Below are 22,360 nucleotides of genomic sequence, written 5' to 3'. Positions count from 1 at the left end.
GCCGGCGCCACCGTTGGCGCAGCGGCCCCTCGGCTCCGGCGTCAGTGCGCGAGCTGCGCCGTGACCGCGGCGAGCGCTGCGGCGCCCTCCCATGGGTCGTCGGCGCGCTGCAGTTCTTCGCGCAGCCGACCCGCCAGCGCGAGCGCTCGCGGATCGTCGGGGCGGTCGTGCAGCTCGTAGGGATCGGCGGCAAGGTCGAAGAACTGCACCGCCAACCCGGATTCCGGATGCCAGGCGGCGACGATCTTCGACGTGCGCGTGCGCAGTCCGCGCACGCTGCTCGCATCCGACCGGGAGGCGAAGCGGGTGTAGAGCGTCGCGTCGTCGTCCTCGCCCTCGAGCGCCGGGGCGCCTGGCGCACCGCGCAGGACATCAGATCGATCGCGGCCGGCCATGCGCTCGTCGCTCAGCGTGACCCCGGCGAGGCCGAGGATCGTCGGCGCGAAATCGAGCGAGTCCAGCACGGTGTGCGACTCCCCCGCGGGGATCATGCCGGGTGCGTGCACGATGAGCGGCAAGCGCATCGACTCCTCGTAGGGGACGTTCTTGTACATCAGGCCGTGACTGCCGAGCTGCATTCCGTGATCGGAGGTGAACAGGGTCACGGTCGGCCGTCGAGTCCGCCTGGCGGCGACGGCGTCGACCAGCCGGCCGACCTGCTCGTCCACCCCGGTGATCGCGGCGAAGTAGTCGCGGGCGACGTTCGCAGCCTCGGTCGCGACGGCGCTGCCGTGCGGCACGTTCGGGCGGTTCAGCAGGGTGGGCTCGTCGAGATCGGCGTAGCGGGCGCGATAGCGGTCGGGCACCTGGTCGAAGGGCTGGTGCGGCGGGTTGAGCGAGACCATCAGGGCCCACGGGTCGCCTCCGGCGGCGCTCAGGAAGTCGATCGCGACATCCACCTCATGCTCGGCCGACCACTGGTCGACGTCCACCCGCTCTTCACGGCCGGCGTCTGTCGTCCAGTAGTGCGGCGCGAGGTGCCGGTCGGCTGCACCGTACGAGTACCAGTACTCGAAGCCGAATCGCCGTCGCGGCGGCGACCATGCATCCCAGACCTTGCCGTCGTCGCGGCGCCCCTCGCCGTATCGCTCGTCATCGTCGACCGGCGGTTCGAGATGCCACTTTCCGATGTACCCGGTCCGCCATCCGCGATCGCGCAAGGCGCTGGCCCAGGTGGGCAGGCCGTCGCGCAGTCCGACGCCGTCCTCGGCGCTCTCGGAATTGACGTTCACGGTGACGCCGTTCACCTGCGGGCGCATGCCGGTGAGGAACATCGCCCGGTGCGGGCTGCACACGGGGTAGCCGCTCACCGCCTGGCGCATGACGCGTCCGTTCTCGGCGAGCGCGTCGAGGTGCGGGGTGTGCACCGGGTCCTCTCCGGCGACGCCGAGGGAGGCGGCGCGGAACTGGTCGGCCATGACGACGAGGATGTTCGGGCGATGCGGCAAGACGGCCTCCTGGGCTCGAGATGCCGCCAGTCAACGCGGTGCGGAGAAGAGGATTCAACACCTTCTCGTCTTGAATCCTCTTCTCCCCCATCGCGACGATCGAGTCATGTCCACGACCGCCGCCTGGATGCCGCCCGCCGACCCGCTCGCCGCTGCGCACACCGGGTACACCCGCGCGCACTGGGTGACGGCAGCCGACCGGATCCTCGACGCGGCGCGGCAGCACTCGACGCACGGTGGGGCGATGGTGGACTTCGCCGCGCGCCCCGGCACGGCCGCAGATGCCACGACGGGCTCGCCGATGGACCGGCTCGAGGGCTTCGCGCGCACCTTCCTGCTCGCGGCGCTGCGCATCGCCGGCGATCCCGACGGCGCGGGCGGCACGCCGCAGCTGATCGAGCACTACGCAGAAGCCGTGCGGCATGCCGTCGCCACGAGGGTCTGGCCCTCGCTCACCGATCACAGCCAGGCGACCGTCGAGGCGGCATCGATCGCGATCGCCCTGCACCTCACGCGCGACACGGTGTGGGCCGCGCTCGACAGCGCCACCCGCGAGGGCGTGCACGCCTGGTTCGCGCAGGCTCGCGGCACGTGGTGCGCCGACAACAACCACGTGCTGCTGGGAGCCACCCTGGCGGCGTTCACCCACGCCGATGGCTTCGCCGACGGACGCGACACGGTCGAGAACGCCCTCGACCGGATGGATGACTGGCATCGCGCCGACGGCTGGTACACCGACGGCGACGGTCGCCGGTTCGATCACTACAACGCCTTCGCCTTCCACTGGTATCCGTTCTTCATCGACGAGCTGATGGGCCCCGGATTCGCCGATCGGCGCGCGCTGCACCGTGCGCGCCTGGCCGCGTTCGTCGACGGCTATCAGCACCTGTTCGATGCGCGCTGCGCCCCCGTGTTCCAGGGGCGCTCGCTGATCTACCGTTGGGCGACGGCCGCTCCGTTCTGGATGGCGCGACGCGAGGGCGTCGACGTGCTCGACGCCGCGCGCACGCGGCGACTGACGAGCGGCATCCTGAAGCACTTCGTCGACGGCGGCAGCCTCGACACCGGCGCGCTGTCGCTGGGCTGGCAGCGCCGTCCGATCCCGAGCATGGTGCAGTCGTACAGCGGGCCGGGGTCGCCCTACTGGGCGGCGAAGGGCTTCCTCGGGCTCGCGCTTCCCGCGGACGATGCCGTCTGGACGACGGCCGAGAGCCCGCTGCAGATCGAGCGCGAAGACGTGCGTCGGGTGCTCGACGGCCCGAGGTGGCTGATCGACGCCCGCCGTGAAGACGGCATCGTGCGGCTGCACAACTTCGGCAGCGACGGGCACCCGACCCGCGACGACCCCCTGTACCGCCGGCTGCAGTTCACCTCCGCGACACGCCCCGTCACGGGCGATGCGGTGCGCGACAGCGACATCACCATCGAGGGCGCCGTGCACCGCCCCGCCCTCCGCGCGAGCGTCGGTGCCCGAGGCGGCGCGGTCACCCGCGCGCTCGACGCAGGCGGCCGGCACGTGCTGAGCGAGGTGGCGACGAAGATCGTCGGGAGCAGCGTCGTGCACGTGGCGCGTCTGTCGGGATGCGTGGGGCTCTCCGGGCGGGTGAGCGGCGCCGCCCTCGTGGTCGACGGCGACGCTCCGGATGCCGGCCACACCACCTCGCACGCGGCGCGCTCCGCGCGGGCGCACTGCGGAGACCTGGTCAGCGCAGTGCGCCTGCTCGGCGCCTGGGCGGCATCGCCGTCTTCCGAGCCGGCGGCAGTGCCGCTGACATCCGACGGGGTGGTCGAGCGGGTCGTCGACGGCGCCGACACGCTGCTCTGCCCGGCCGTTCGTCTCGGGCCGCTGCCTGCCGAGGTGATCGTCCTCTGGCAGACCGGCCTGTCCCGGGCATCCGTTCCCGCTCTCGACGTCGAAGACGTCGTCGTGCATGACGACCATGTCGCTCTCAGCATCGACGGCCAGCGCGAGGTGTTCCGCTGGTCGCTGTCGGAGCCGTTCCCCGCCGACGCCGAGGCGCAGCGCATCCGTCGACCGTGACCGGGTTGCGCGCTCTTCTCGCCGCCGGGAGCACCGCTACCCTCGAACCATGAGCGATTGGGTCAGTTCTGCCATCCAGGTGCTCGAGGCGGACGCCAACCGCTCGGCAGACACGCACCTGCACCTCTTCCCGCTGCCCGCGGACTGGGGCATCGACCTGTATCTGAAAGACGAGTCGGTGCATCCGACCGGCTCGCTCAAGCACCGCCTCGCGCGCTCGCTCATCCTCTACGGGCTCGTCAACGGGCTGATCGATGAAGACACCACGCTCGTCGAATCGTCAAGCGGATCGACGGCGGTCTCAGAGGCGTACTTCGCCCGGATGCTCGGGCTGAAGTTCATCACCGTCGTGCCGAGATCGACGAGCCAGGAGAAGATCGACCTCATCGAGTTCTACGGCGGACGGTGCCACTTCGTCGACCACGCCGAGGAGATCTCGCCGGAGGCCCGCCGCCTCGCCGCCGGCTGTCATGGCCACTACCTCGACCAGTTCACCTTCGCCGAGCGCGCCACCGACTGGCGAGGCAACAACAACATCGCCGAGAGCGTGTTCACCCAGCTCTCCCAGGAGCGGCATCCGATCCCCCGATGGATCGTCGTCGGCGCCGGCACCGGCGGCACCAGCGCCACGTTCGGGCGCTACGTTCGTTACCGGCGCCACGCCACCCAGGTCGCCGTCGCCGACCCCGAGGGCTCGGCGTTCTACGCCGTCTGGCAGGGCGATCCGGGCGCCGCAGGCAGGCCCTCGATGATCGAGGGCATCGGCCGGCCCGGCGCGGAGCCCTCGTTCGTGCCGAGCGTGATCGACGAGATGATCTCGGTGCCCGATGCCGCGTCGGTCGCCGCGATCCGCCTTCTGCGCGACCGCACCCTGCACCTCGCGGGCGGATCGACGGGCACCAACCTGTACGGCGCGTTCGAGCTGATCTCGCGCATGCGCGACGCCGGAGAGACGGGCAGCGTCGTCACGCTGATCTGCGACAGCGGGATCCGCTACACGCAGACCTACTACGACGACGCCTGGGTCGCCGCCCAAGGATGGGACCTCGCCCCGCACCGGGAGAGGATGCAGCGCTTCCTCGACGGCGGCGCGTGGTGAGCGGGCTACGCTGAGCGCATGACAACGCTCATCCTCACCGTCGCGGGAGCGGACCGCCCTGGACTCGTCTCGAGCGTCGCCGACGTCGTCGCGGCGCACGGCGGCAACTGGGAGAACAGCCAGCTCGCAGAGCTCGCCGGCACCTTCGCCGGAGTGATCGAGATCTCGATCGCCGCCGATCGCGTCGACGCGCTGCGAGAAGATCTCGATGCACTCGACGGGATGCTCTCGATCACGGTGCACGCGGGCGCCGACACCTCGGCATCCGACGCCGCGCAGCGCATCTCGATCAGCGTGCTCGGCAACGACCGGGCAGGCATCGTGCGTGAGATCTCGGGCGTGCTGAATGCTCACGCGCTGAGCATCGAGAGCATGACCACGCACACCAGGGACGCCGCGATGGCCGGCGGGCGGCTGTTCGAGTCGTCGGTCACTGCGACGCTGCCGGCATCCGCCGACCTCGGCGCTCTGCGCGCCGACATCGAGCGGCTCACCCACGATCTGCAGGTGGACATCACCGCGCTCTGATCCGCCTGCCGGACAGCCGATCACGCTGGGCGGGCGGTGCTCACAGCTGATGTGGACACCGCCCGCGGCGCGGTCTCAGACCAGGCGGGTCTTCGGCGACACGTCGTAGGTGTCTTGCGGGTCGGTGTTCGCGACGTCACCCAGGGCCTCGTCGATGGCCGACATCACGTCGGGACCGAGGCGCACGCCCGAGGCCTTCACCGTCTCCGCGAGCTGCTCGGGACGCGAGGCGCCCACCAGCGCGGCGGCCACGTTCGGGTTCTGCAGCACCCAGGCGATCGCGAGCTGCGGCATCGTCAGGCCCGCGTCGGCGGCGATGGGCTTGAGCTTCTGCACCGCTTCGAGGATCTCGTCGCGCAGCAAGCCCTTGATGAAGTCCGAACCCGAGTGCGGGTCGGTGGCACGCGAGCCGTCGGGCACAGGCTGGCCGGGCAGGTACTTGCCGCTGAGCACGCCCTGAGCCATCGGCGACCACACGATCTGCGAGATGCCGAGGCTCTCCGAGGTGGGCACGACCTTGCCCTCGATGACGCGGTGCAGCATCGAGTACTGCGGCTGGTTCGAGATCAGCTGGAATCCGAGCTGACGCGACAGCGCGTGCCCTTCGCGCAGCTGCTCTGCGGTCCACTCCGAGACGCCGATGTACAGCGCCTTGCCCTGACGGACGACGTCGGCGAAGGCCTGCATCGTCTCTTCCAGCGGAGTCTCGTAGTCGTAGCGGTGCGCCTGGTACAGGTCGACGTAGTCGGTGCCGAGCCGCTGCAGCGAGCCGTCGATCGACTCGAAGATGTGCTTGCGGCTGAGGCCCGTGTCGTTGGGCCCCTTGGGGCCGGTCGGGAAATAGACCTTGGTGAAGATCTCGAGCCCGGCACGACGCTGGCCTGCGAGCGCCTTGCCGAGCACGACCTCTGCGGCGGTGTTCGCATAGGTATCGGCCGTGTCGAAGGTGGTGATCCCGGCATCCAGCGCGGCGTGCACGGTGGCGATCGCGGCGCTGTCGTCGACCTGCGACGCGTGCGTCACCCAGTTGCCGTAGGTGATCTCCGAGACCTTGAGTCCGCTGTTTCCGAGGTAGCGATAGTTGACCATGATCACACGCTATCCGGGATCGGCGCGGTCGCCGACCATGGCGTCAGGCCTTGACAGCGAGCGGGCGCCGGCGTCTCATCCGCAGCGCGACCACCACTGCCGCAGCTGCGGCGCCCAGGCTCACCGCGTGGAGCACCAGCGACCACCGGCTGTGATCGCCACCGCTGATCATGAACGTGTCAGCGACGTTCATCCCGGGGCCGAACGAGGCGACGAAATACCCCGGGGTGCCGAAGACCAGCAGAAGCAGGAACAGCAGTGCGCTGAGCGCCGGCGCCAGCCGCGACCGGATGCTGAGCACCGCCACCGCGATCGCCGCCGCGACACCCGCCCCGAGCATCAGCAGCGGCATCGTCACCGGCATGGTCTCGCCGGCGGCATCCATCTCGGCGTAGATGGCGTCGAGGGATGAGCCTGGCGCGGCAGCCAGCGGGTTGAGCACCAGGATCTGGAGTGCGGCGAGTCCGGCGTACGCGGTCACCGCGGTCACGCCGATGACGGCGACCTGCGCCGTGGATATCTGCATCCCGCTCATGACGCCATGATGTCAGACGGACGCGGTCTCGCGGATGTCGGCCCGTGTGAGCGGCTCGGTCGGCGCAGGGTCGGCCGCCGCTGCGGCCGCCGCTCTCGCGGGCGCTGCCGCCGCAGCATCCGCTGAGGTGACGATCGCCGCGCGATCGCGGAAGCCCTCCGCGGTCACCCTGTCGAGGTCGACCTGTCTGCGGATGTCGCGAGCCTTCTCGTACAGCGACGGGTCGCCCCAGCTCGTGAGCACCTTCACGAGCACGGGCAGCAGCTCGATCATGAAGAACAGCGCCGCGATCAGCCAGTGAGCCCAGAAGATCGTGGGCTCCTTCTCGCCGAGGCGGTTGAGCCCGGTGATCTGGCTGAGCAGGCCGACCGCGCCGGCATTGCCCTGCGCGACCGAGTCGGCACGCGCGTTGTATGCGTCGAGCGCCTGCTGGTAGGTCTTCTTCGCAGCCGGAAGCTGATCCTTCGCCTGTTCCCGGTTGGTCGTCTCGGATGCCGCGGTGTTCGCCTGCGCGCCGGACTCGGCCGATGCGAGGTCGTCGTTGGCCGAGCGCAGCTGAGCGGCGAGCGCGTCGTAGGTCTGCTGGGCCTGCGCGAGCTGCGCCTTGGCCGCGTCGGAACTCGAGCCCTGCCCGTTCACGCCCGTGCAGCCGGGCACGGTGCCGGCGCCCTCACCGGTCAGCTCGCACTGGTACAGCGCGCGGGCCGAGTCGATGACCTCCTGCTGCTCGGCGATCTTGCCGTTCAGCTCGTCGACGGTGGCCTGGGCCGCAGCCGTGGTGGCCGAACCGGATTCGGTGCCGGCGACCACGCCTGTCGCCGCCTGGTTCTCGAGAGCGGCGACGCGCTCGGTCGCCGCGTCCAGCGCCTTCTTCTCTGGCCCGTCCTCGAGCGCGTCCTGGTCGGACTGCGACTGGGTGATGTTGGTCGACGCCACTTCGCGTGCGATGTCGTTGTGGAACACCTGCAGCACGAGCGGCTCAGCGACGAGGAATCCGATCAGGGCGGCCATCGCCACGCGGGGCAGGGCGAGAGCGAGCATCTTGCCCACGCTGCGTGTAGACGTCATGGTCGACGTGAGGAAGCGGTCGAGGTTGAAGATGATGGCGGCCCAGACGAGTGCGAGCGGGACGGCCACCCAGATCGCCACCTGCACCCCGGTGGTCAGTGCGAACATCATCGAGATCGCCGAGACGAGAGCCGTGCCGACGAGCACGAAGAACATCTGCACGAAGCGAGGCGTCTCACCGGGTACGCGGTCGAGGATCTCTCCTTCCGCGCCGCCGAGGATCGCGAGGGTGCGCAGACGCGAGCCCGGCGTGCGCTCGCGCTTCGGGCGCGGCGCTCGCTTCGCGCGGCGCGGCTCGCGCGGACGGTCGTCGGATGCCGCCGGCTCAGGCACCGCTTCATCATCGGCTCCCTGAGCCGCTCCCTCACTGGGCCCCTGAGCCGCTCCCTCACTGGGCCCCTGAGCCTGCGGAAGGGTCGCAGTGTCGCCACCGGACGGCTCGTACTGGCGGAGGAAGTCGAGGTCTTCGTCGGTGACCGAACCCTCTGGCGCGTCGGACTCGAACGAGATCCGCCCCTGGGAATCCATCCGTCCAGGGCGATGTGCGGAATAGGACATCCCTCCAGAGTAGGAAGACCCGGCTGTGCGAGTGCCGGATGCCGCCTGCGAGCCGTTCACAGACAAGCGTGCGTCGTCGGCGTTCGGATGCCAGGCTGGAGCACATGAAGACGCTGCTGCTCGCCCGCCACGCGAAGGCCGGCTGGGACGACCCGTCGGCGCGTGATCACGACCGGGTGCTCGACGAGCGCGGACGGCGAGACGCACCGGCGATGGCCGGCCGGCTGCGTGACGAGGGGGTGCCGCTGCAGCACATCGTGTCGAGCACGGCGCTGCGCGCCCGCAGCACCGCCGACGCGTACGCCACGGCTTTCCGCCTCGAGGTGGGCGACGAGCCGGCGCTGTACGCAGCGACAGCCCGCACGATCCTGTCGGTGGCGGCCGGGCTTGCGCATGACGTCGACGTCGCGATGCTTGTCGGCCACAACCCGGGGATGGCGGATGCTGTGGCCGAACTCACCGGCCAGGTAGTCGAGTTCCCCACCTGCGCCGTCGCCGAATGCTCGGTCGATGTCGCGACGTGGTCGGAGCTGATCGAGGGGTCCGGACGTCTCGTGTCTCTGCGCACCCCTCGCCGCTAGTCGAGGAGGTCAGACCAGCGCGGCGGCCTCGGCCTCGTCTTCGCTGGTGGCGACGAGCTGGCCGCAGGCCCCGTCGATCTCCTTGCCGCGGGTGTCGCGCAGGGTGGTCGGGATGCCGGCGTCGTTGAGCCGGCGCACGAACTCGTTCTGCACGTCGACGTCGGACGCCGTCCAGATCGACCCCGGCGTCGGGTTGAGCGGAATGGGGTTCACGTGCACCCAGCCGCGCCCGCGGGAGTTCAGCTTCGAAGCGAGCAGGTCGGCGCGCCACGGGTGGTCGTTCATGTCCTTGATCAGGGCGTACTCGATCGACACGCGGCGGCCGGTCTTGTCGAAGTACTCGCGGGCGGCATCCAGCGCCTCGCCCACCTTCCAGCGGGAGTTGACCGGGATCAGCTCGTCGCGCAGCTCGTCGTCGGGGGCGTGCAGTGACAGTGCGAAGGTGACCGGGATGTCCTCATCCGCGAGCTTCCTGATGGCAGGCACGAGGCCCACGGTCGACACGGTGATGCCGCGGGCGCTCATGCCCAGGCCGTCGGGCTGCGGCGCGACCATGATGCGCACCGCGTCCATCACGCGCCTGTAGTTCGCCAGGGGCTCGCCCATGCCCATGAAGACGATGTTCGACACACGCTCCATCGAGTGGTCGCTCGCCTTCTTACCGCCGAGCTCGCCGTTCGCGATGGCCCGGTTTGCGCGCACGATCTGCTCGATGATCTCGGCGGTCGACATGTTGCGGGTCAGTCCCGCCTGGCCGGTGGCGCAGAACGGGCAGTTCATGCCGCAGCCGGCCTGCGACGAGACGCAGAGCGTGATGCGGCCGGGGTAGCGCATGAGCACCGACTCGACGAGCGCGCCGTCGTGCAGGCGCCAGAGGAACTTGATCGTGTCCCCCCGGTCGGTCTCGAGTCGCTTCACCTCGGTCATCAGCGGCGGCAGCATGCCGGCGACGAGCTCGTCGCGCTGCGCGGCCGGGAGATCGGTCATGTGCGCCGGGTCGGAGGTGTAGTGCGTGAAGTAGTGGGTCGACAGCTGCTTTGCGCGGAAGCCGGGCAGGCCCAGCTCCTTCACCTTCTCGACACGCTCGGCGGGGGTGAGGTCGGCCAGGTGCACCGGCGGCTTGCCGCGCTTAGGGCTGGCGAACTGCAGGAGCGGCCGCCCTTCGGCATCCTTCTGCTGCGTCCATCCCTCTGTTGCGGGGCGCACCTGCGTGGCGCGGGCGGGTCCCGTTTTGCGCACGGGCGTGCTGCGAGAGGGCGGCGTCTGGTCGGATGCGGGCATACCTCCAGGGTACGGCGTCACGGCTGGGAGACTGGAGGGCGTGGAGATCTGGGTGTGGGCGCTGCTGGCCTTCGCGGCGCTCATCGCAGGGCTCGGCAAGACCGCGCTGCCCGGCAGCTCGACCATCGCCGTGGTGATCCTGGCGTCCGTCCTGCCCGCACGCACCTCGACCGCGGCGATGCTGCTGCTGTTCATCGTGGGCGACGTCTTCGCGCTGATCGCCTACCGGCGGCACGCCGACTGGCGCACGCTGCTGCGGCTCGCGCCTGCGGTCGTGGTCGGCCTGCTCGTCGGCGCCGCGTTCCTCGCGATCAGCTCCGACGGCGTCGTGCGCCGCACGATCGGCGCGATCCTCTTGGCGATGGTGGCGATCACGCTGTGGCGCCGACGGACGCTCGGGCGCCGCGCCGGCAGCTCGCCGGCGAACTCCGATGAGACCGGCGCCGGGGCATCCGGGCGCATCGCCGCCGCCGGCTATGGGACTCTCGCCGGGTTCACGACCATGGTGGCGAACTCCGGCGGTCCGGTGATGTCGATGTACTTCCTCGCGACCCGCACCCCGGTGAAGGTGTTCCTGGGCACCTCGGCGTGGTTCTTCGCGATCGTCAACCTCACCAAGGTGCCGTTCCTCGCCGGGATCGGACTGCTCACCCCCGAGGTGCTGCTGCTCGATCTCACGCTGGCCCCGATGGTCGTGGTCGGGGCGTTGATCGGCATCCGGATCGCCAGGCGGATGCCGCAGCACCTGTTCGACCGGCTCGTGATCGCGCTGACGATCGCCGGGTCGGTCTACCTGTTGTTCTGACCGACCGCTGCGTCGCACGCTTGTCGGTCCAGAACACGGTTGTCGGCGCGAACAGCCCGTTCGCGCCGACATCCGTTCAATCCGCCGACATCCGTGCGGGCGGCTCTGCCGGTCAGTCGAGGAAGATGTCGGGGAACAGGCGGTCGTCGGGGGTGCCGGGGACGGCGGCGTACTTCGAGAAGTCGGTGATCCCGTCGGCCTCGAGCACGTCCTCCACGATCAGGGTCTGCCCGGAGTACTCCCGTGCGGGCTTGGTGATCACCGAGTACGCCGCGTCGGCGTAGATGTCAGCGGTGCGGCTGGCGGCCATCACCCTGTCGCCGCCGAGGAGGTTCTGCACGGCCGCGGTGGCGATCGTGGTGCGCGGCCACAGCGTGTTGGCCGCGATCCCGGCATCCGCGAATTCGGCCGCAAGGCCCAGCGTCGCCATCGTCATGCCGTACTTCGCGAGGGTGTATCCGGTGTGCGCACCCAGCCACTTCGGCGACAGGTTCAGCGGCGGCGACAGCGACAGGATGTGCGGGTTCGCCGACTCGCGCAGCACCGGAACGGCGGCGCGGGACAGCATGAACGTGCCGCGCACGTTGACGTCCTGCATCAGGTCGTACTTCTTCGCCGCGAGATCCAGCGAACGTGACAGGTCGATGACGCTGGCGTTATTGATGACGACGTCGATGCCGCCGAACTCGCCCTGCGTCTTCATGACCGCCTCGGTCACCTGGTCGTCGTCGCGCACGTCGCCGACGATGGGCAGCGCCTGCCCGCCGGCAGCACGGATCGCCTCGGCCGCGGAGTGAACCGTGCCCTCGAGCTTCGGATGCGGGGTGTCGGTCTTCGCGAGCATCGCGATGTTCGCGCCGTCGGCCGCGGCACGCAGGGCGATCGCGAGGCCGATGCCGCGGCTGCCGCCCGACATGAGGATGGTCTTTCCGGCCAGTGACATGGTCTCTCTCCTTGGGCTGTCTGGCTTGGGATCGCTCATAGTGCGCATTCCCGGACGGTTTCGAGGCGAAGTGGGCGATTCGAAGGGAGCGGGCTCACTTCGGCGCCATGCGGATGGCGCCGTCGAGTCGGATGGTCTCGCCGTTGAGGTAGCCGTTGGCCACGATGTGCTCGACGAGCGCGGCGTACTCGTCTGGCCTGCCGAGCCGCGACGGGTAGGGCACCTGCTGGCCGAGCGAGTCCTGCGCGGCCTGCGGAAGACCCGCGAGCATCGGGGTCTCCATGATGCCGGGAGCGATCGTGCAGACCCGGATGCCGTGCCGCGCGAGCTCGCGTGCGATCGGCAGGGTCATCGCGTGCACTCCGCCCTTGGAAGCCGAGTAGGCGGGCTGGCCGATCTGACCGTCGAACGCGGCGACGCTCGCGGTGTTCACGATGACGCCGCGGTCGCCACCCTCGGTGGGCTCGGTCTGCGCGATCACGGCCGCCGCCTGGGAGATCACGTTGAACGTGCCGACGAGGTTGATGCGGATGACGCGCTCGAAGGCGGCGAGGTCGGCGGGGTTGCCGTCGCGGTCGAGCACCTTGGCGGGCGGGGCGATGCCGGCGCAGTTGACGACGACGCGCAGCGGTGCGACGGCGTGGGCGGATGCCACGGCGGCGGCGACCTGCTCGGAGCTGGTCACGTCGGCGGGCAGGAACAGCCCGCCGAGCTCGGCGGCGATCTCCTCACCCGAGGAGGTCGGCAGGTCGATGATCGCGACCCGTGCTCCCGCGGCGGACAGCCTGCGCGCGGTGGCGAGGCCGAGTCCGCTTGCGCCGCCCGTGATGAGCGCGCCCTGTCCCGTGATCTGCATCGTGTTCTCCTTCGAACGACTCGGCGCCGGTCGGACGCCGAATGCGACTGAGTCTCAGCATACGTGGCTCTGAGTGCCTGGCTGGCGGGTGGCCGCGAGCGGGTGGATGCTGAGGGCATGGACCTTCGTCGCAAACGAGCCTACGACAGCGCCTCCGCGGGCGATGGCTACCGCGTGCTCGTCGATCGACTCTGGCCGCGTGGCGTGTCGAAGCAGCGTGCGGCGATCGACCTCTGGGCGAAAGACGTCGCACCGTCGACCGAGCTGCGCCACGAGTGGCATGCGCCGGGAGCGGACTTCGACGCCTGCGCCGCGCACTACCGTGCGCAGCTCGAGGGTGAATCGGCAGAGGCGCTCGCCCGGCTCGTGGACGAGCTCCGCGGGCATCCGGTCGTCACCCTCGTCTACGCCGTCAACGACACCGAGCACAACCACGCGGTGGTGCTGGAGAGCGTGCTGCGGGGGATGATCGGCTGAGCCCGGCCGGCACCCGACGGCCTGGTCGACTCGAGGCCGACCGGTCAGCTCCAGACGAACCGGAAGATGCCGGCCGCGACCGCCCCGGCGATAGCGAGCGTCATGATCGCAGCACCGCCGAGCAGCGCCACACCGTCGCGCAGACGGAGGCGCGACGGACGCGACCACGTGCGCTCGATGCCCGATCCGAATCCACGCGCTTCCATCGCCATGGCGAGCTTGGTGCCGCGGCGCACCGCGAAGACGAGCAGCACGAACGCCATCGAGAAGAATCGGCGCAGCGCGCCGTGGTCGCCCACACCACGGGCCCGTCGCGCCAGCGACATGGTGCGCCAGTCGTCGAGGAACAGCCCCAGCATCCGCGCCCCGGCGAGCGCGCCGAGAACGAATCGACTGGGCAGGTGCGCGACCTGGGCCAGCGCATCGCCGAGTTCGGTGGGGTCGGTGCGACCGAACAGCAGGATGGTCGGCAGCCCGAGCGCGATCACTCGCAGCGTCACCGCGACGGCCAGAGCGATGGACCCCTCGCTGATGGCCGCGAAGCCGAAGCTGAAGAACACCTCCCCCTCGGGCTCGGCGTACAGCAGCATGCTGAGTCCGGCGATCGGCGAGAACAGCGCGATGGGCAGCAGGCGCAGCAGCACGGTGCGCACCGGCAGCCCGGTCAGCGGCAGGCAGACCAGCTGCAGTGCGATCGCCACGAGGGCGCTGACCGGATCGATGGACGCGAACAGCGGCACCGACAGCAGCAGTGCGAGAGCGATCTTCGTGACGGGATTGACTCCGTCGAGCCATGCCGGACGGGGCCGGGCGGCAGGATGCATCGGCTGTGTCGTCGCCGGTCGGTTCGACGTGCTCGTCATGGCCGCCCCCGATCGATGCCGACGAGGGGGGCCGGACGGGCGGGCTCCGATGCTGCGGGTGCCGAGGGTGCGGGTGACGTCGCCGGGCCGTCGGGTGACGCCACCGGTTCGAGCTCGATGCGATGCCCGCCGAGGTGCCGGACCACCGCCTCGTCGTGGCTGACGGCGATCACTGTGCGGCCGGCCGTGACCTCGGCCTGCAGCAGCTCGACGAGGCCGATCCAGCCCCGGCGGTCCTGACCGAACGTGGGCTCGTCGAGCACGAGCACCTCGGGAGCGGCGGCGAGCACCGTCGCCACCGAGAGGCGTCGTTTCTGGCCGCCGCTGAGGGTGAAGGGATTCGCGAGCGCGAGCGGCGCGAGATGCAGCCGCTCGAGAAGGTCGTCGACGATCGCCTGCACCTGCGTCTCGGGCAGCCGGAGCGCTCTCGGCCCGACGGCGAGTTCGTCACGCAGCGTGCGGGCGAGGAACTGATGCTCCGGCTCTTGGAACACGGTACCGATGCGGGTCAGCAGTTCACGCGACTTCCACCGCGAGGGGCGACGGCCGGAGCGGGCGGCGAGGTCGGATGCGGCGAGCACCTGCCCCTCGAGCTCGGGTAGGAGCCCCGCGAGGGTGAGCGCGAGCGTCGACTTGCCCGCCCCGTTGGGCCCGGTGACGACCGTCGCCGATCCGCGTGGGATCCGCAGCTCCAGCCCGCTCTGCACGGCGGTGCGAGCGTCGCGGGAGACGGCGAGCGAGCTCGTCTCGAGCACCGTGCGCGTCGCGCGATCGGCGGTCGGCAGCACCGGCACATCGACCTCGGCGTGAGGCACCCACACTCCCGCCGCGGCGAGCGCGTCACCGTGCTGGGCGAACACGGAGGCGGGCGGGCCGTCTGCGAGCAGACCGCCGTCGGCGGCGAGCACGATGACGCGGGTGAGCAGATCGAGCCAGACCTCGGTGCGATGCTCGACGACGATGAACGTCGCGCCGGTGGCATCCAGCGCTCTGCCCACGCTGTCGCGCACCTCCCGCACCCCCGCCGGATCGAGATTCGCGGTGGGCTCGTCGAGCAGCAGCAGGCCGGGCCGCATGGCGAGGACTCCAGCGAGAGCGAGGCGCTGCTTCTGCCCGCCCGACAGGGCCTTCGTCGGCCGGTCGAGCGGAACGTCGAGTCCGACGGAATCCAGTGCCGACGCCACCCGTGCGGGGATCTCGTCTGCCGGCACGCCCAGGTTCTCGCAGCCGAAGGCCACGTCATCGCCGACCTTCGACAGGACGACACCGGCATCCGGATCCTGCAGCACGAGACCGATCCGGCCTCGTTGCGACTCCGGCGCTGCCCCGTCGACGAGCAGAGCGCCGGTGCGCTCGCCCTCATCGGCGTCGCCGAGCACACCGGCGAGGCCGGCGAGCAGCGTCGACTTGCCCGCACCCGACGCGCCGAGCAGCAGCACCCTCTCACCGGGTTCGATCGAGAACGAGACGTCGGCGACGGCAGGCAGACGACGACCGGCGTAGCGCCAGCCCCACCCGTCGGCGGTGACGCGAGCCGGAGACGACACGCTCAGACCTCCTGGCGCACTTCCCGGCCGGCCGCGAAGCGACTCAGCGCGCCTGTCGTCGCGAGCGCGCGCACGAGCAGCCACCCGACCACACCGGCCAGCAGGGCACCCGAGACGACGAGCGCGCCGAGGTAGATGGCGTTGAACTCGATGCTCTTCAAGAAGTTCGGCGACGAGCCGTAGAACATCTCGAAGACCCACGCGGCCACGGCCGCGCCCACACCCGAGAGGGCGGCGACGGCGATGCCGAAGCGCCGGTAGAGGAACAGCGCGAAGATCAGCTCTGCGCCGAGGCCCTGCACCAGCCCGGAGAGCACGGTCGAGACGCCCCACACGTTGCCGATGAGCATCGAGATGATCGCGGCGATCAGCTCGACGACGAGCGCGGCGCCGGGCTTGCGGATGACCAGGCCGCCGATGACACCGCCGATCAGCCAGATGCCGACGGCGATGCCGCCGAAGCCCGGGGTCAGCGCGTCAGCGGCTCCGAACCAGGCGCCGCCGATGATGTTCCACCCCCAGAACAGCAGGCCGATCGCGACGCCGAGCACTGCGGCGACGACGATGTCGACGACGCGCCAGCGCAGGTTGCGCGCGGCGGGTGCGGGGACGGTCTGCGCGGTGGACGCGGACATGGATGCACTCATCTGAACTCCTCCCTGCGCCGGCATGATCCGGATCAGGTTCGACGGTCGAAGCGCGGATCGCTTCCTCTCAGCCCGGCTGCCCGGACTCCCGTGGTGATGGATCGATCATAGCGCCGGTCGCGGCGGTCACGGGCCGGCGTTTCGCCCCGTGAAACACCGGGCTGTAGCGTGGTCGCGTGACACCTCCCCCCGAGTCGGCGCCGCCGGTGACGCGCCGTGCCGCGCGCGAGCGCACTCGCGCGCGCGCCGAGCATCCCTCCGCCGGCCCGATTGCGCTCCCCGCCTTCGGCGACAGCCTCGGACCGGAACGGGCTGCGCTCGAGGATGCTGGGGCCGCAGACGCGTCGGCTGCGGATGCCACCCGCGGCGCCACCGCATCGGCGGACGCGCCGACGGCGGATGCCCACGCCGGTGCACCGACGCCGGAGTGGGCCGATGCCACCCGTCCGCCCACGGCTCTGACCTGGCTCGAACCGGTCGACCTGCTCGCCGATCCTGTGCCCGCCGCGCAGCCACGCGACCTCTTCGCCGGAGCACGGCTCACTCCCGAATGGCGTCGCCCCCGTGTGCTCGTGCCCCTCGGGTTCGTCCTCGCTCTCTGCGGAGCCTACGTCTCGACCACGCTGCTGTGGCCGCTGCACGAGGTCGCCCCGGTAGTGGAGGCGGCAACCGTCGAGATCGCTCCCGCGCCGGCGGCCACTGTCACGTGGCCTGCCACGGGCAGCGCGGCCGTCGGAATCCAGGGCATGGCCCCGGTGGCATCCACCGCAGCGGCCGACGAGATCGCCAGCATCTCGAAGGTGGTCAGCGTGATGATGGTGCTCGACGAGCTGCCGCTGAAGGTCGGTGAGCAGGGGCCAAGCTTCGATTTCACCCTCGCGGACTCCCGCGAATACTGGCAGTACCGACGGTCGGATCAGTCATCGCTCGACGTGCCGGTCGGGGGCAGCCTGACCGAGTATCAGATGCTGCAGGGCATCATGCTCGGATCGGCCAACAACTACATCGACCGCCTCGCGAGAGAGATCTGGGGATCGCCGCGCGGTTTCGCGGAGGCATCCGCGAAGTGGCTCAGCGATCGCGGAATCGAGGGCGTCACCGTCCAGTCGCCGTCGGGGTTCAGCGAAGCGAATGTGGCTCCACCCGCCGCCTTGATCCAGATCGCCGAGCTCGCGATGGCGAACCCCGTCTTCGCCGAGATCGTCGGCACCCGCTCGGCTGACATCCCGGGCGTCGGAGTGGTCACGAACACCAACCAGATGCTCGACGACCCTGGCGTCGTCGGAGTGAAGACCGGAACCCTGAACCACTGGAATCTGCTCACCGCCAAGGACGTCGCGTTCGGCGAGACCACCGTGCGTCTGTACACGTCGGTGCTCGGGCAGGCCGACAACACCGAGCGCCTGGCCGTGACCCGTCAGCTGCTCACCGAGATGGAGACCACGCTCGCCGAGCAGCCGCCGTCGGTCCCGTCGGGGACGGTGGTCGGCCATGTCAGCACGGAGTGGGGCGACCGTGTCGAGGTGGTGACGGACGCCGACGCGCGCGTCCTGCTCTGGAACGGCTCCGAGGCGGCGGCGACCACCGCGTTCTCGCTCGGCGAGAAGACCGGAGCCGGCGCCGAGGTCGGTACCCTCACCGTCGAGGGACCGCTCGGCGGCGACACCGCGTCGGTATCGCTCGCAGACGACATCACCGCCCCCAGCGCGTGGTGGCGCCTGACCCACCCGCTCGCCCTCTTCGGCCTCGACAACGACTGACCTACTTCTCCGACGCCGCGAGACTTCCGTTCCAGCACCAGACGGCGCTCACTGGCGCACGTCTCGTGCTGGAAGACAAGTCCCGCGGGCTCGGCGCGGGCGGATGCTCGGGTGCGGCGTGCACAAGCACAACGCCCGCCCCGAGTGACGGGGCGGGCGTGCGTCGAGTGCAGGGCTTGCGGGATCAGTCGCGCTTCGGGTCGGATGCCGTGGTCTCGGCCTCTTTGACCGCTTCGCCGAGCTGGTGAGCGTCGGGGGCGGCGACGACCTTCTGCTCGGCGACCGCCTCGCGCTCGTCCACGGCCTCTCCGGTGACGATCACCGGCACCGATCCGGTGAGGGCCTCCTCGGCGTCGAGATCGGTTGCGGCCTGCTCGAACTGCGACTGGTAGAGCCGCCAGTACGCGCCCTGCCGAGCGATCAGCTCGTCATGGTCACCCTGCTCGACGATGTCGCCGTGCTCCATCACGAGGATGAGGTCGGCGTCGCGGATCGTCGACAGGCGGTGGGCGATCACGAACGACGTGCGCCCCTCGCGAAGTGCTGCCATGGCCTGCTGCAGCAGCAGCTCGGTGCGGGTGTCGACGGCGCTCGTCGCCTCATCGAGGATGAGGATCGACGGTCGTGACACGAATGCCCGGGCGATCGTGATCAGCTGGCGCTCTCCGGCCGAGACGTTCGAGGCGTCCTCGTCGAGCACAGTCTCGTAGCCCTCGGGCAGGGAGTGCACGAAGCGGTCGACGTACGTCGCCTCGGCCGCGGCGATGATCTGCTCGTCTGTGGCCACGTCGTTGCCGTAGCGGATGTTCTCGCGGATGCTGCCGGCGAACAGCCACGGATCCTGCAGCACCATGCCGGTGCGCGCACGCAGGTCGTCGCGGCGCATCTCGGAGATGTCCTGCCCGTCGAGCAGGATGCGACCCGAGTCGAGCTCGTAGAACCGCATGATGAGGTTCACGAGCGTCGTCTTGCCGGCACCGGTCGGCCCCACGATCGCGACGGTCTGCCCGGGCTCCACCCGGAACGAGAGGTCGGTGATCAGCGGGCGATCCTCGCTGTACGAGAAGGCGACGTGCTCGAACTCGATGACACCCTTGCCCTCCGGCGCGGAGGGCGGGTCATCGGCATCCGGATCCTGCTCCTCCGCGTCGAGCAGGTCGAAGACCCGCTCGGCCGAGGCGGTGCCCGACTGCACGACGGCGGCCATGCCGCCCAGCTCGCTGAGCGGCTGGCTGAACTGCTGGGAGTACTGGATGAACGCCTGCACGTCGCCGAGTCGCAGGTTGCCGCCTGCGACGAGCAGACCGCCGAGCACCGCGATGCCGACGTACTGCAGGTTTCCGACGAACATCATCGCGGGCATGATGATGCCCGAGAGGAACTGCGCCTTGAACGCCGCCTGGAACAGCTCCTCGTTCTCGACCTGGAAGCTCTCGAGGGCGTCCTTCTCACGGCCGAACACCTTCACCAGCGCGTGACCGGAGAAGGCCTCCTCGACGCGGGCGTTCAGACGGCCCACCTTGCGCCACTGCGTGCCGAAGGCCTTCTGCGAGCGCGGTCCGATGATGCCGAAGATCACGCCCATAAGGGGCAGGGAGATGAGCGCGACCAGGGCGAGCTGCCACGAGATCGAGAACATCATGACCAGCACGCCGACCACCGTGAGCACGCTGGTGAGCGCACCCGAGAGCGACTGCTGCATGGTTTGGGTGATGTTGTCGATGTCGTTCGTGACGCGCGAGATCAGCTCGCCGCGCTGCACCTTGTCGAAGTACGACAGCGGCAGACGGTTGATCTTCGCCTCGACGTCTTCACGCAGGCGCCACATGGTGCGCACCATGATCACGTTGATCACGTACCCCTGCAGCCAGCTGAGGATCGCGGAGACGACGTAGATGGCCAGCACCGCGACGATGATCCAGCGCAGGCGCTCGAAGTCGACGCCGTCGCCGACCGCGAAGTCGTCCATGGCCGAGATCATGTTGGCGAACTCGTCCTGCCCCGCGCCGCGCAGCGCCTCGACGACCTGGTCGCGGCTGGTGCCCTGCGGGAACCCCGGTGCTCCGCCGAAGCCCTGGCCGAGCACGCTCGAGATGAATCCCTCGTAGACGACGTTGGTCGCCTCGCCGAGCACCTTCGGCGCAGCGACGGCGAGCACGACACCGACGGCGCCGAAGAACGACACCAGCGCGAACCACCAGGCAGAGGGCTTGAGCAGCCCGATCATCCTCTTGAAGCTGGGCCCGAAGTTGTCGGCCTTGCCCGGCGCGGGGCCGTCGAACATGCCGCCGCCTTCGAGGCGAGCCTTCTCGGCGAGCTCAGCCTCCTCCTTCTCGGCGGCGGTCAGCTCCGGCTCTGCGACAGCGGTGGCGGATGCCCGTGCGGCGAGTGCGCGTTCGCGGCGTGACATCTTGTTCTGCTCCTGCTCGCTCATGCGTCCACCCCCAGCTGCGACTCGACGATCTCGCGGTAGGTCGGGCTGGTGACGAGCAGCTCGTCGTGCGTGCCCACGCCCACCACGGCGCCGTCGTCGAGGACGACGATGCGGTCGGCGTCGGTGATCGTCGAGACGCGCTGCGCGACGACGATCTTGGTGACGTCGGGCAGCTCTCGCCACAGGGCCTGGCGCAATCGGGCATCCGTCGTCAGATCGAGGGCCGAGAACGAGTCGTCGAACACGAGGATGCGCGGCCGGTGCACGATCGCCCGGGCGATCGCCAGACGCTGCCGCTGGCCGCCGGAGACGTTCGTGCCGCCCTGGGCGATGCGCGAGTCGAGTCCGTCCGGCATCGCCTCGACGAAGTCGCGCCCCTGGGCGATCTCGAGCGCCGCCCACAGCTCGTCGTCGGTGGCATCCTTCCGCCCGTAGCGGAGGTTGGATGCGACCGTGCCGGAGAACAGGAAGGGGCGCTGCGGCACGAGCCCGATGCCCTGCCAGAGCGTGTCGAGATCGGCCTCACGCACGTCGACGCCGCCCACGTGCACCGCGCCGCCCGTCGCGTCGAAGAGGCGCGGGATCAGCGAGACCAGAGTCGTCTTACCCGATCCGGTGGATCCGATGATCGCCACCGTCTCGCCCGGCCGGGCGTCGAAGGTGATGTCGGAGAGAACCGGCACCTCCGCACCCGGATACGTGAACTCGACGTTCCGGAAAGCCACCGCGCCCGGCTCGGGGAAGTCGGTGACGCCGTTCTCGGGGCGGGTCATCGACGATTCGGCGTCGAGCACCTCGGTGACGCGCTCGGCCGAGACGGCGGCGCGCGGGATCATCATCGCCATGAAGCTCGACATGATGACGCCCATCATGATCTGGCCGATGTACTGCATGAACGCGAAGATCGTGCCGATTTCGGCGTTGCCGGCATTGATCTCCACGCCGCCGAACCACACCACCGCGACGATGGTGACGTTGAGCACGAGCATGAAGAGCGGGAACATCAGCACGAACAGCGAGCCGATGTTGCGTCCGAGCACCATGAGGTCGGTGTTGACGGTGCGGAACCGACGCTCTTCGATGCGCTCGCGCACGAAGGCGCGCACGACGCGCACACCGGTCAGCTGCTCGCGCATGATGCGGTTGACGTCGTCGAGCTTGGCCTGATTGCGCCGGAACAGCGGCACCATCCGGCCGATGATCACGACGGCGATGACCAGCAGCAGCGGCACCGACACGGCGATCAGCCAGCTGAGGCCGACGTCGGTCTGGATGGCCTTGATGATGCCCCCGATCGCGAGCAGCGGAGCGGTGACGAACATCGTCGCGCCCATCATCGCGAGCATCTGCACCTGCTGCACGTCGTTCGTGTTGCGGGTGATCAGCGAGCCGGCGCCGAATTGTGACACCTCACGCTCGGAGAATCCGCTCACCCGGGCGAAGACGTCGGCGCGGATGTCGCGGCCGGCGCTCATCGCCATGCGCGCGGCGAAGAAGGTGGCGAGGATCGAGGCGAGGATCTGCCCCAGCGACACGAGCAGCATGAAGCCGCCGCGGTTCCAGATGTAGCCGATGTCGGCCTTCGCGACGCCGTTGTTGACGATGTCGGCGTTGATCTCGGGCAGGTTGAGGGATGCCATGACGCTGGCGAACTGCAGCACGACGATCGTGATGAGCAGCGGCCAGTATCTGGCCAGATAGCGGGTGAGGAGTTTTCCGAGCACAGGCGGACTTCCTTGTGAGATTTCGGAGGGCCGAAACGCGGCCACCACACAGAGTGCCACGAACCGCCGACATTCG

The 22,360-nt window shown here is 69.8% G+C and carries 19 protein-coding genes and 1 riboswitch; of the genes, 7 read left to right on the top strand and 12 right to left on the bottom strand.

The window, feature by feature from the left end:
- Window positions 1–41 precede the first annotated feature (41 nt).
- A complete protein-coding gene (locus PGB26_RS05210; RefSeq protein WP_271639279.1) occupies window positions 42–1,448 on the bottom strand; it encodes a sulfatase family protein in 1,407 nt (468 codons plus the stop codon).
- 106 nt (window positions 1,449–1,554) lie between these two features.
- Between PGB26_RS05210 and PGB26_RS05205 the strand changes: the two genes are divergently transcribed.
- From PGB26_RS05205 to PGB26_RS05195, 3 genes are read left to right on the top strand one after another with little or no spacing between them, the layout of a single operon-like run.
- Window positions 1,555–3,489, top strand: coding sequence for a DUF2264 domain-containing protein (locus PGB26_RS05205; protein WP_271639278.1), 1,935 nt, complete (start codon window positions 1,555–1,557; stop codon window positions 3,487–3,489).
- 49 nt (window positions 3,490–3,538) lie between these two features.
- Entirely contained in the window at window positions 3,539–4,588 is a 1,050-nt protein-coding gene (locus PGB26_RS05200) for a PLP-dependent cysteine synthase family protein (RefSeq protein ID WP_271639277.1), read from the top strand.
- A gap of 18 nt (window positions 4,589–4,606) precedes the next feature.
- On the top strand, window positions 4,607–5,116 hold the full coding sequence (locus PGB26_RS05195; RefSeq protein WP_271639276.1) for a glycine cleavage system protein R: 510 nt from the start codon (window positions 4,607–4,609) through the stop codon (window positions 5,114–5,116).
- Between the two features lie 75 nt (window positions 5,117–5,191).
- Here PGB26_RS05195 and PGB26_RS05190 read toward each other — a convergent pair whose 3' ends face one another.
- From PGB26_RS05190 to PGB26_RS05180, 3 genes are read right to left on the bottom strand one after another with little or no spacing between them, the layout of a single operon-like run.
- Entirely contained in the window at window positions 5,192–6,205 is a 1,014-nt protein-coding gene (locus PGB26_RS05190; RefSeq protein WP_271639275.1) for an aldo/keto reductase family protein, read from the bottom strand.
- Between the two features lie 43 nt (window positions 6,206–6,248).
- The gene (locus tag PGB26_RS05185; protein WP_271639274.1) at window positions 6,249–6,740 is read right to left on the bottom strand and encodes a hypothetical protein; all 492 of its coding nucleotides are present in this window, start codon (window positions 6,738–6,740) and stop codon (window positions 6,249–6,251) included.
- Window positions 6,741–6,752: 12 nt separating this feature from the next.
- Entirely contained in the window at window positions 6,753–8,366 is a 1,614-nt protein-coding gene (locus PGB26_RS05180; protein ID WP_271639273.1) for a DUF4407 domain-containing protein, read from the bottom strand.
- Between the two features lie 104 nt (window positions 8,367–8,470).
- Here PGB26_RS05180 and PGB26_RS05175 point away from each other — a divergent pair, with 104 nt between their 5' ends.
- A complete protein-coding gene (locus PGB26_RS05175) occupies window positions 8,471–8,947 on the top strand; it encodes a SixA phosphatase family protein (RefSeq protein WP_271639272.1) in 477 nt (158 codons plus the stop codon).
- A 9-nt stretch (window positions 8,948–8,956) separates the two neighbouring features.
- Here the strand turns inward: PGB26_RS05175 and rlmN are convergent, their stop codons facing one another.
- Window positions 8,957–10,228 (bottom strand): 23S rRNA (adenine(2503)-C(2))-methyltransferase RlmN, encoded by a 1,272-nt coding sequence (gene rlmN, locus PGB26_RS05170; protein WP_271639271.1) that lies wholly within the window; start codon window positions 10,226–10,228, stop codon window positions 8,957–8,959.
- 31 nt (window positions 10,229–10,259) lie between these two features.
- On the opposite strand from rlmN, the gene PGB26_RS05165 reads away from it, so the two are divergent.
- Window positions 10,260–11,033: a sulfite exporter TauE/SafE family protein gene (locus tag PGB26_RS05165; RefSeq protein ID WP_271639603.1), complete on the top strand. Its 774-nt coding sequence runs from the start codon at window positions 10,260–10,262 to the stop codon at window positions 11,031–11,033.
- A 112-nt stretch (window positions 11,034–11,145) separates the two neighbouring features.
- Here PGB26_RS05165 and PGB26_RS05160 read toward each other — a convergent pair whose 3' ends face one another.
- Together PGB26_RS05160 and PGB26_RS05155 are read right to left on the bottom strand one after the other, a co-directional pair.
- Complete coding sequence (locus PGB26_RS05160; RefSeq protein WP_271639270.1) at window positions 11,146–11,976, bottom strand: SDR family oxidoreductase; 831 nt, start codon at window positions 11,974–11,976, stop codon at window positions 11,146–11,148.
- A gap of 94 nt (window positions 11,977–12,070) precedes the next feature.
- A complete protein-coding gene (locus tag PGB26_RS05155; protein WP_271639269.1) occupies window positions 12,071–12,832 on the bottom strand; it encodes an SDR family NAD(P)-dependent oxidoreductase in 762 nt (253 codons plus the stop codon).
- 63 nt (window positions 12,833–12,895) lie between these two features.
- Between PGB26_RS05155 and PGB26_RS05150 the strand changes: the two genes are divergently transcribed.
- Window positions 12,896–13,309, top strand: a complete 414-nt coding sequence (locus PGB26_RS05150) for a DUF488 domain-containing protein (RefSeq protein WP_333909437.1) — start codon at window positions 12,896–12,898, stop codon at window positions 13,307–13,309.
- A gap of 44 nt (window positions 13,310–13,353) precedes the next feature.
- Here the strand turns inward: PGB26_RS05150 and PGB26_RS05145 are convergent, their stop codons facing one another.
- The 3 genes from PGB26_RS05145 to PGB26_RS05135 form a co-directional block, all read right to left on the bottom strand.
- Complete coding sequence (locus PGB26_RS05145) at window positions 13,354–14,172, bottom strand: energy-coupling factor transporter transmembrane component T family protein (protein ID WP_271639268.1); 819 nt, start codon at window positions 14,170–14,172, stop codon at window positions 13,354–13,356.
- A complete protein-coding gene (locus PGB26_RS05140; RefSeq protein ID WP_271639267.1) occupies window positions 14,169–15,719 on the bottom strand; it encodes an ABC transporter ATP-binding protein in 1,551 nt (516 codons plus the stop codon). The genes PGB26_RS05145 and PGB26_RS05140 overlap by 4 nt, the downstream gene beginning before the upstream one ends.
- Window positions 15,720–15,721: 2 nt before the next feature.
- Window positions 15,722–16,366 (bottom strand): ECF transporter S component, encoded by a 645-nt coding sequence (locus PGB26_RS05135; RefSeq protein ID WP_413634775.1) that lies wholly within the window; start codon window positions 16,364–16,366, stop codon window positions 15,722–15,724.
- A riboswitch (TPP riboswitch) is annotated at window positions 16,359–16,468 on the bottom strand. (Overlaps the previous gene by 8 nt.)
- 74 nt (window positions 16,469–16,542) lie before the next feature.
- Here PGB26_RS05135 and PGB26_RS05130 point away from each other — a divergent pair.
- The gene (locus PGB26_RS05130; RefSeq protein ID WP_271639266.1) at window positions 16,543–18,126 is read left to right on the top strand and encodes a D-alanyl-D-alanine carboxypeptidase; all 1,584 of its coding nucleotides are present in this window, start codon (window positions 16,543–16,545) and stop codon (window positions 18,124–18,126) included.
- A 184-nt stretch (window positions 18,127–18,310) separates the two neighbouring features.
- On the opposite strand, the gene PGB26_RS05125 is transcribed toward PGB26_RS05130, so the two are convergent.
- Complete coding sequence (locus tag PGB26_RS05125) at window positions 18,311–20,560, bottom strand: ABC transporter ATP-binding protein (RefSeq protein ID WP_271639265.1); 2,250 nt, start codon at window positions 20,558–20,560, stop codon at window positions 18,311–18,313.
- On the bottom strand, window positions 20,557–22,284 hold the full coding sequence (locus PGB26_RS05120; protein ID WP_271639264.1) for an ABC transporter ATP-binding protein: 1,728 nt from the start codon (window positions 22,282–22,284) through the stop codon (window positions 20,557–20,559). Before PGB26_RS05120 ends, PGB26_RS05125 begins: the two co-directional genes overlap by 4 nt.
- Between the last annotated feature and the right edge of the window lie 76 nt (window positions 22,285–22,360).

It is taken from the genome of Microbacterium sp. nov. GSS16 (genome assembly GCF_028198145.1).
GTDB lineage: Bacteria > Actinomycetota > Actinomycetes > Actinomycetales > Microbacteriaceae > Microbacterium.
This window is presented reverse-complemented; position numbering and strand designations above follow the sequence as displayed.

What these genes read in the sequence shown, in the direction of transcription:
- PGB26_RS05205 (WP_271639278.1), top strand. Translation starts at nt 1,555, where the DNA reads ATGTCCACGACCGCCGCCTGGATGCCGCCCGCCGACCCGCTCGCCGCT.
- PGB26_RS05200 (WP_271639277.1), top strand. Translation starts at nt 3,539, where the DNA reads ATGAGCGATTGGGTCAGTTCTGCCATCCAGGTGCTCGAGGCGGACGCC.
- PGB26_RS05195 (WP_271639276.1), top strand. Translation starts at nt 4,607, where the DNA reads ATGACAACGCTCATCCTCACCGTCGCGGGAGCGGACCGCCCTGGACTC.
- PGB26_RS05190 (WP_271639275.1), bottom strand. Translation starts at nt 6,205, where the DNA reads ATGGTCAACTATCGCTACCTCGGAAACAGCGGACTCAAGGTCTCGGAG.
- PGB26_RS05185 (WP_271639274.1), bottom strand. Translation starts at nt 6,740, where the DNA reads ATGAGCGGGATGCAGATATCCACGGCGCAGGTCGCCGTCATCGGCGTG.
- PGB26_RS05180 (WP_271639273.1), bottom strand. Translation starts at nt 8,366, where the DNA reads ATGTCCTATTCCGCACATCGCCCTGGACGGATGGATTCCCAGGGGCGG.
- PGB26_RS05175 (WP_271639272.1), top strand. Translation starts at nt 8,471, where the DNA reads ATGAAGACGCTGCTGCTCGCCCGCCACGCGAAGGCCGGCTGGGACGAC.
- rlmN (WP_271639271.1), bottom strand. Translation starts at nt 10,228, where the DNA reads ATGCCCGCATCCGACCAGACGCCGCCCTCTCGCAGCACGCCCGTGCGC.
- PGB26_RS05160 (WP_271639270.1), bottom strand. Translation starts at nt 11,976, where the DNA reads ATGTCACTGGCCGGAAAGACCATCCTCATGTCGGGCGGCAGCCGCGGC.
- PGB26_RS05155 (WP_271639269.1), bottom strand. Translation starts at nt 12,832, where the DNA reads ATGCAGATCACGGGACAGGGCGCGCTCATCACGGGCGGCGCAAGCGGA.
- PGB26_RS05145 (WP_271639268.1), bottom strand. Translation starts at nt 14,172, where the DNA reads ATGACGAGCACGTCGAACCGACCGGCGACGACACAGCCGATGCATCCT.
- PGB26_RS05135 (WP_413634775.1), bottom strand. Translation starts at nt 16,366, where the DNA reads ATGAGTGCATCCATGTCCGCGTCCACCGCGCAGACCGTCCCCGCACCC.
- PGB26_RS05125 (WP_271639265.1), bottom strand. Translation starts at nt 20,560, where the DNA reads ATGAGCGAGCAGGAGCAGAACAAGATGTCACGCCGCGAACGCGCACTC.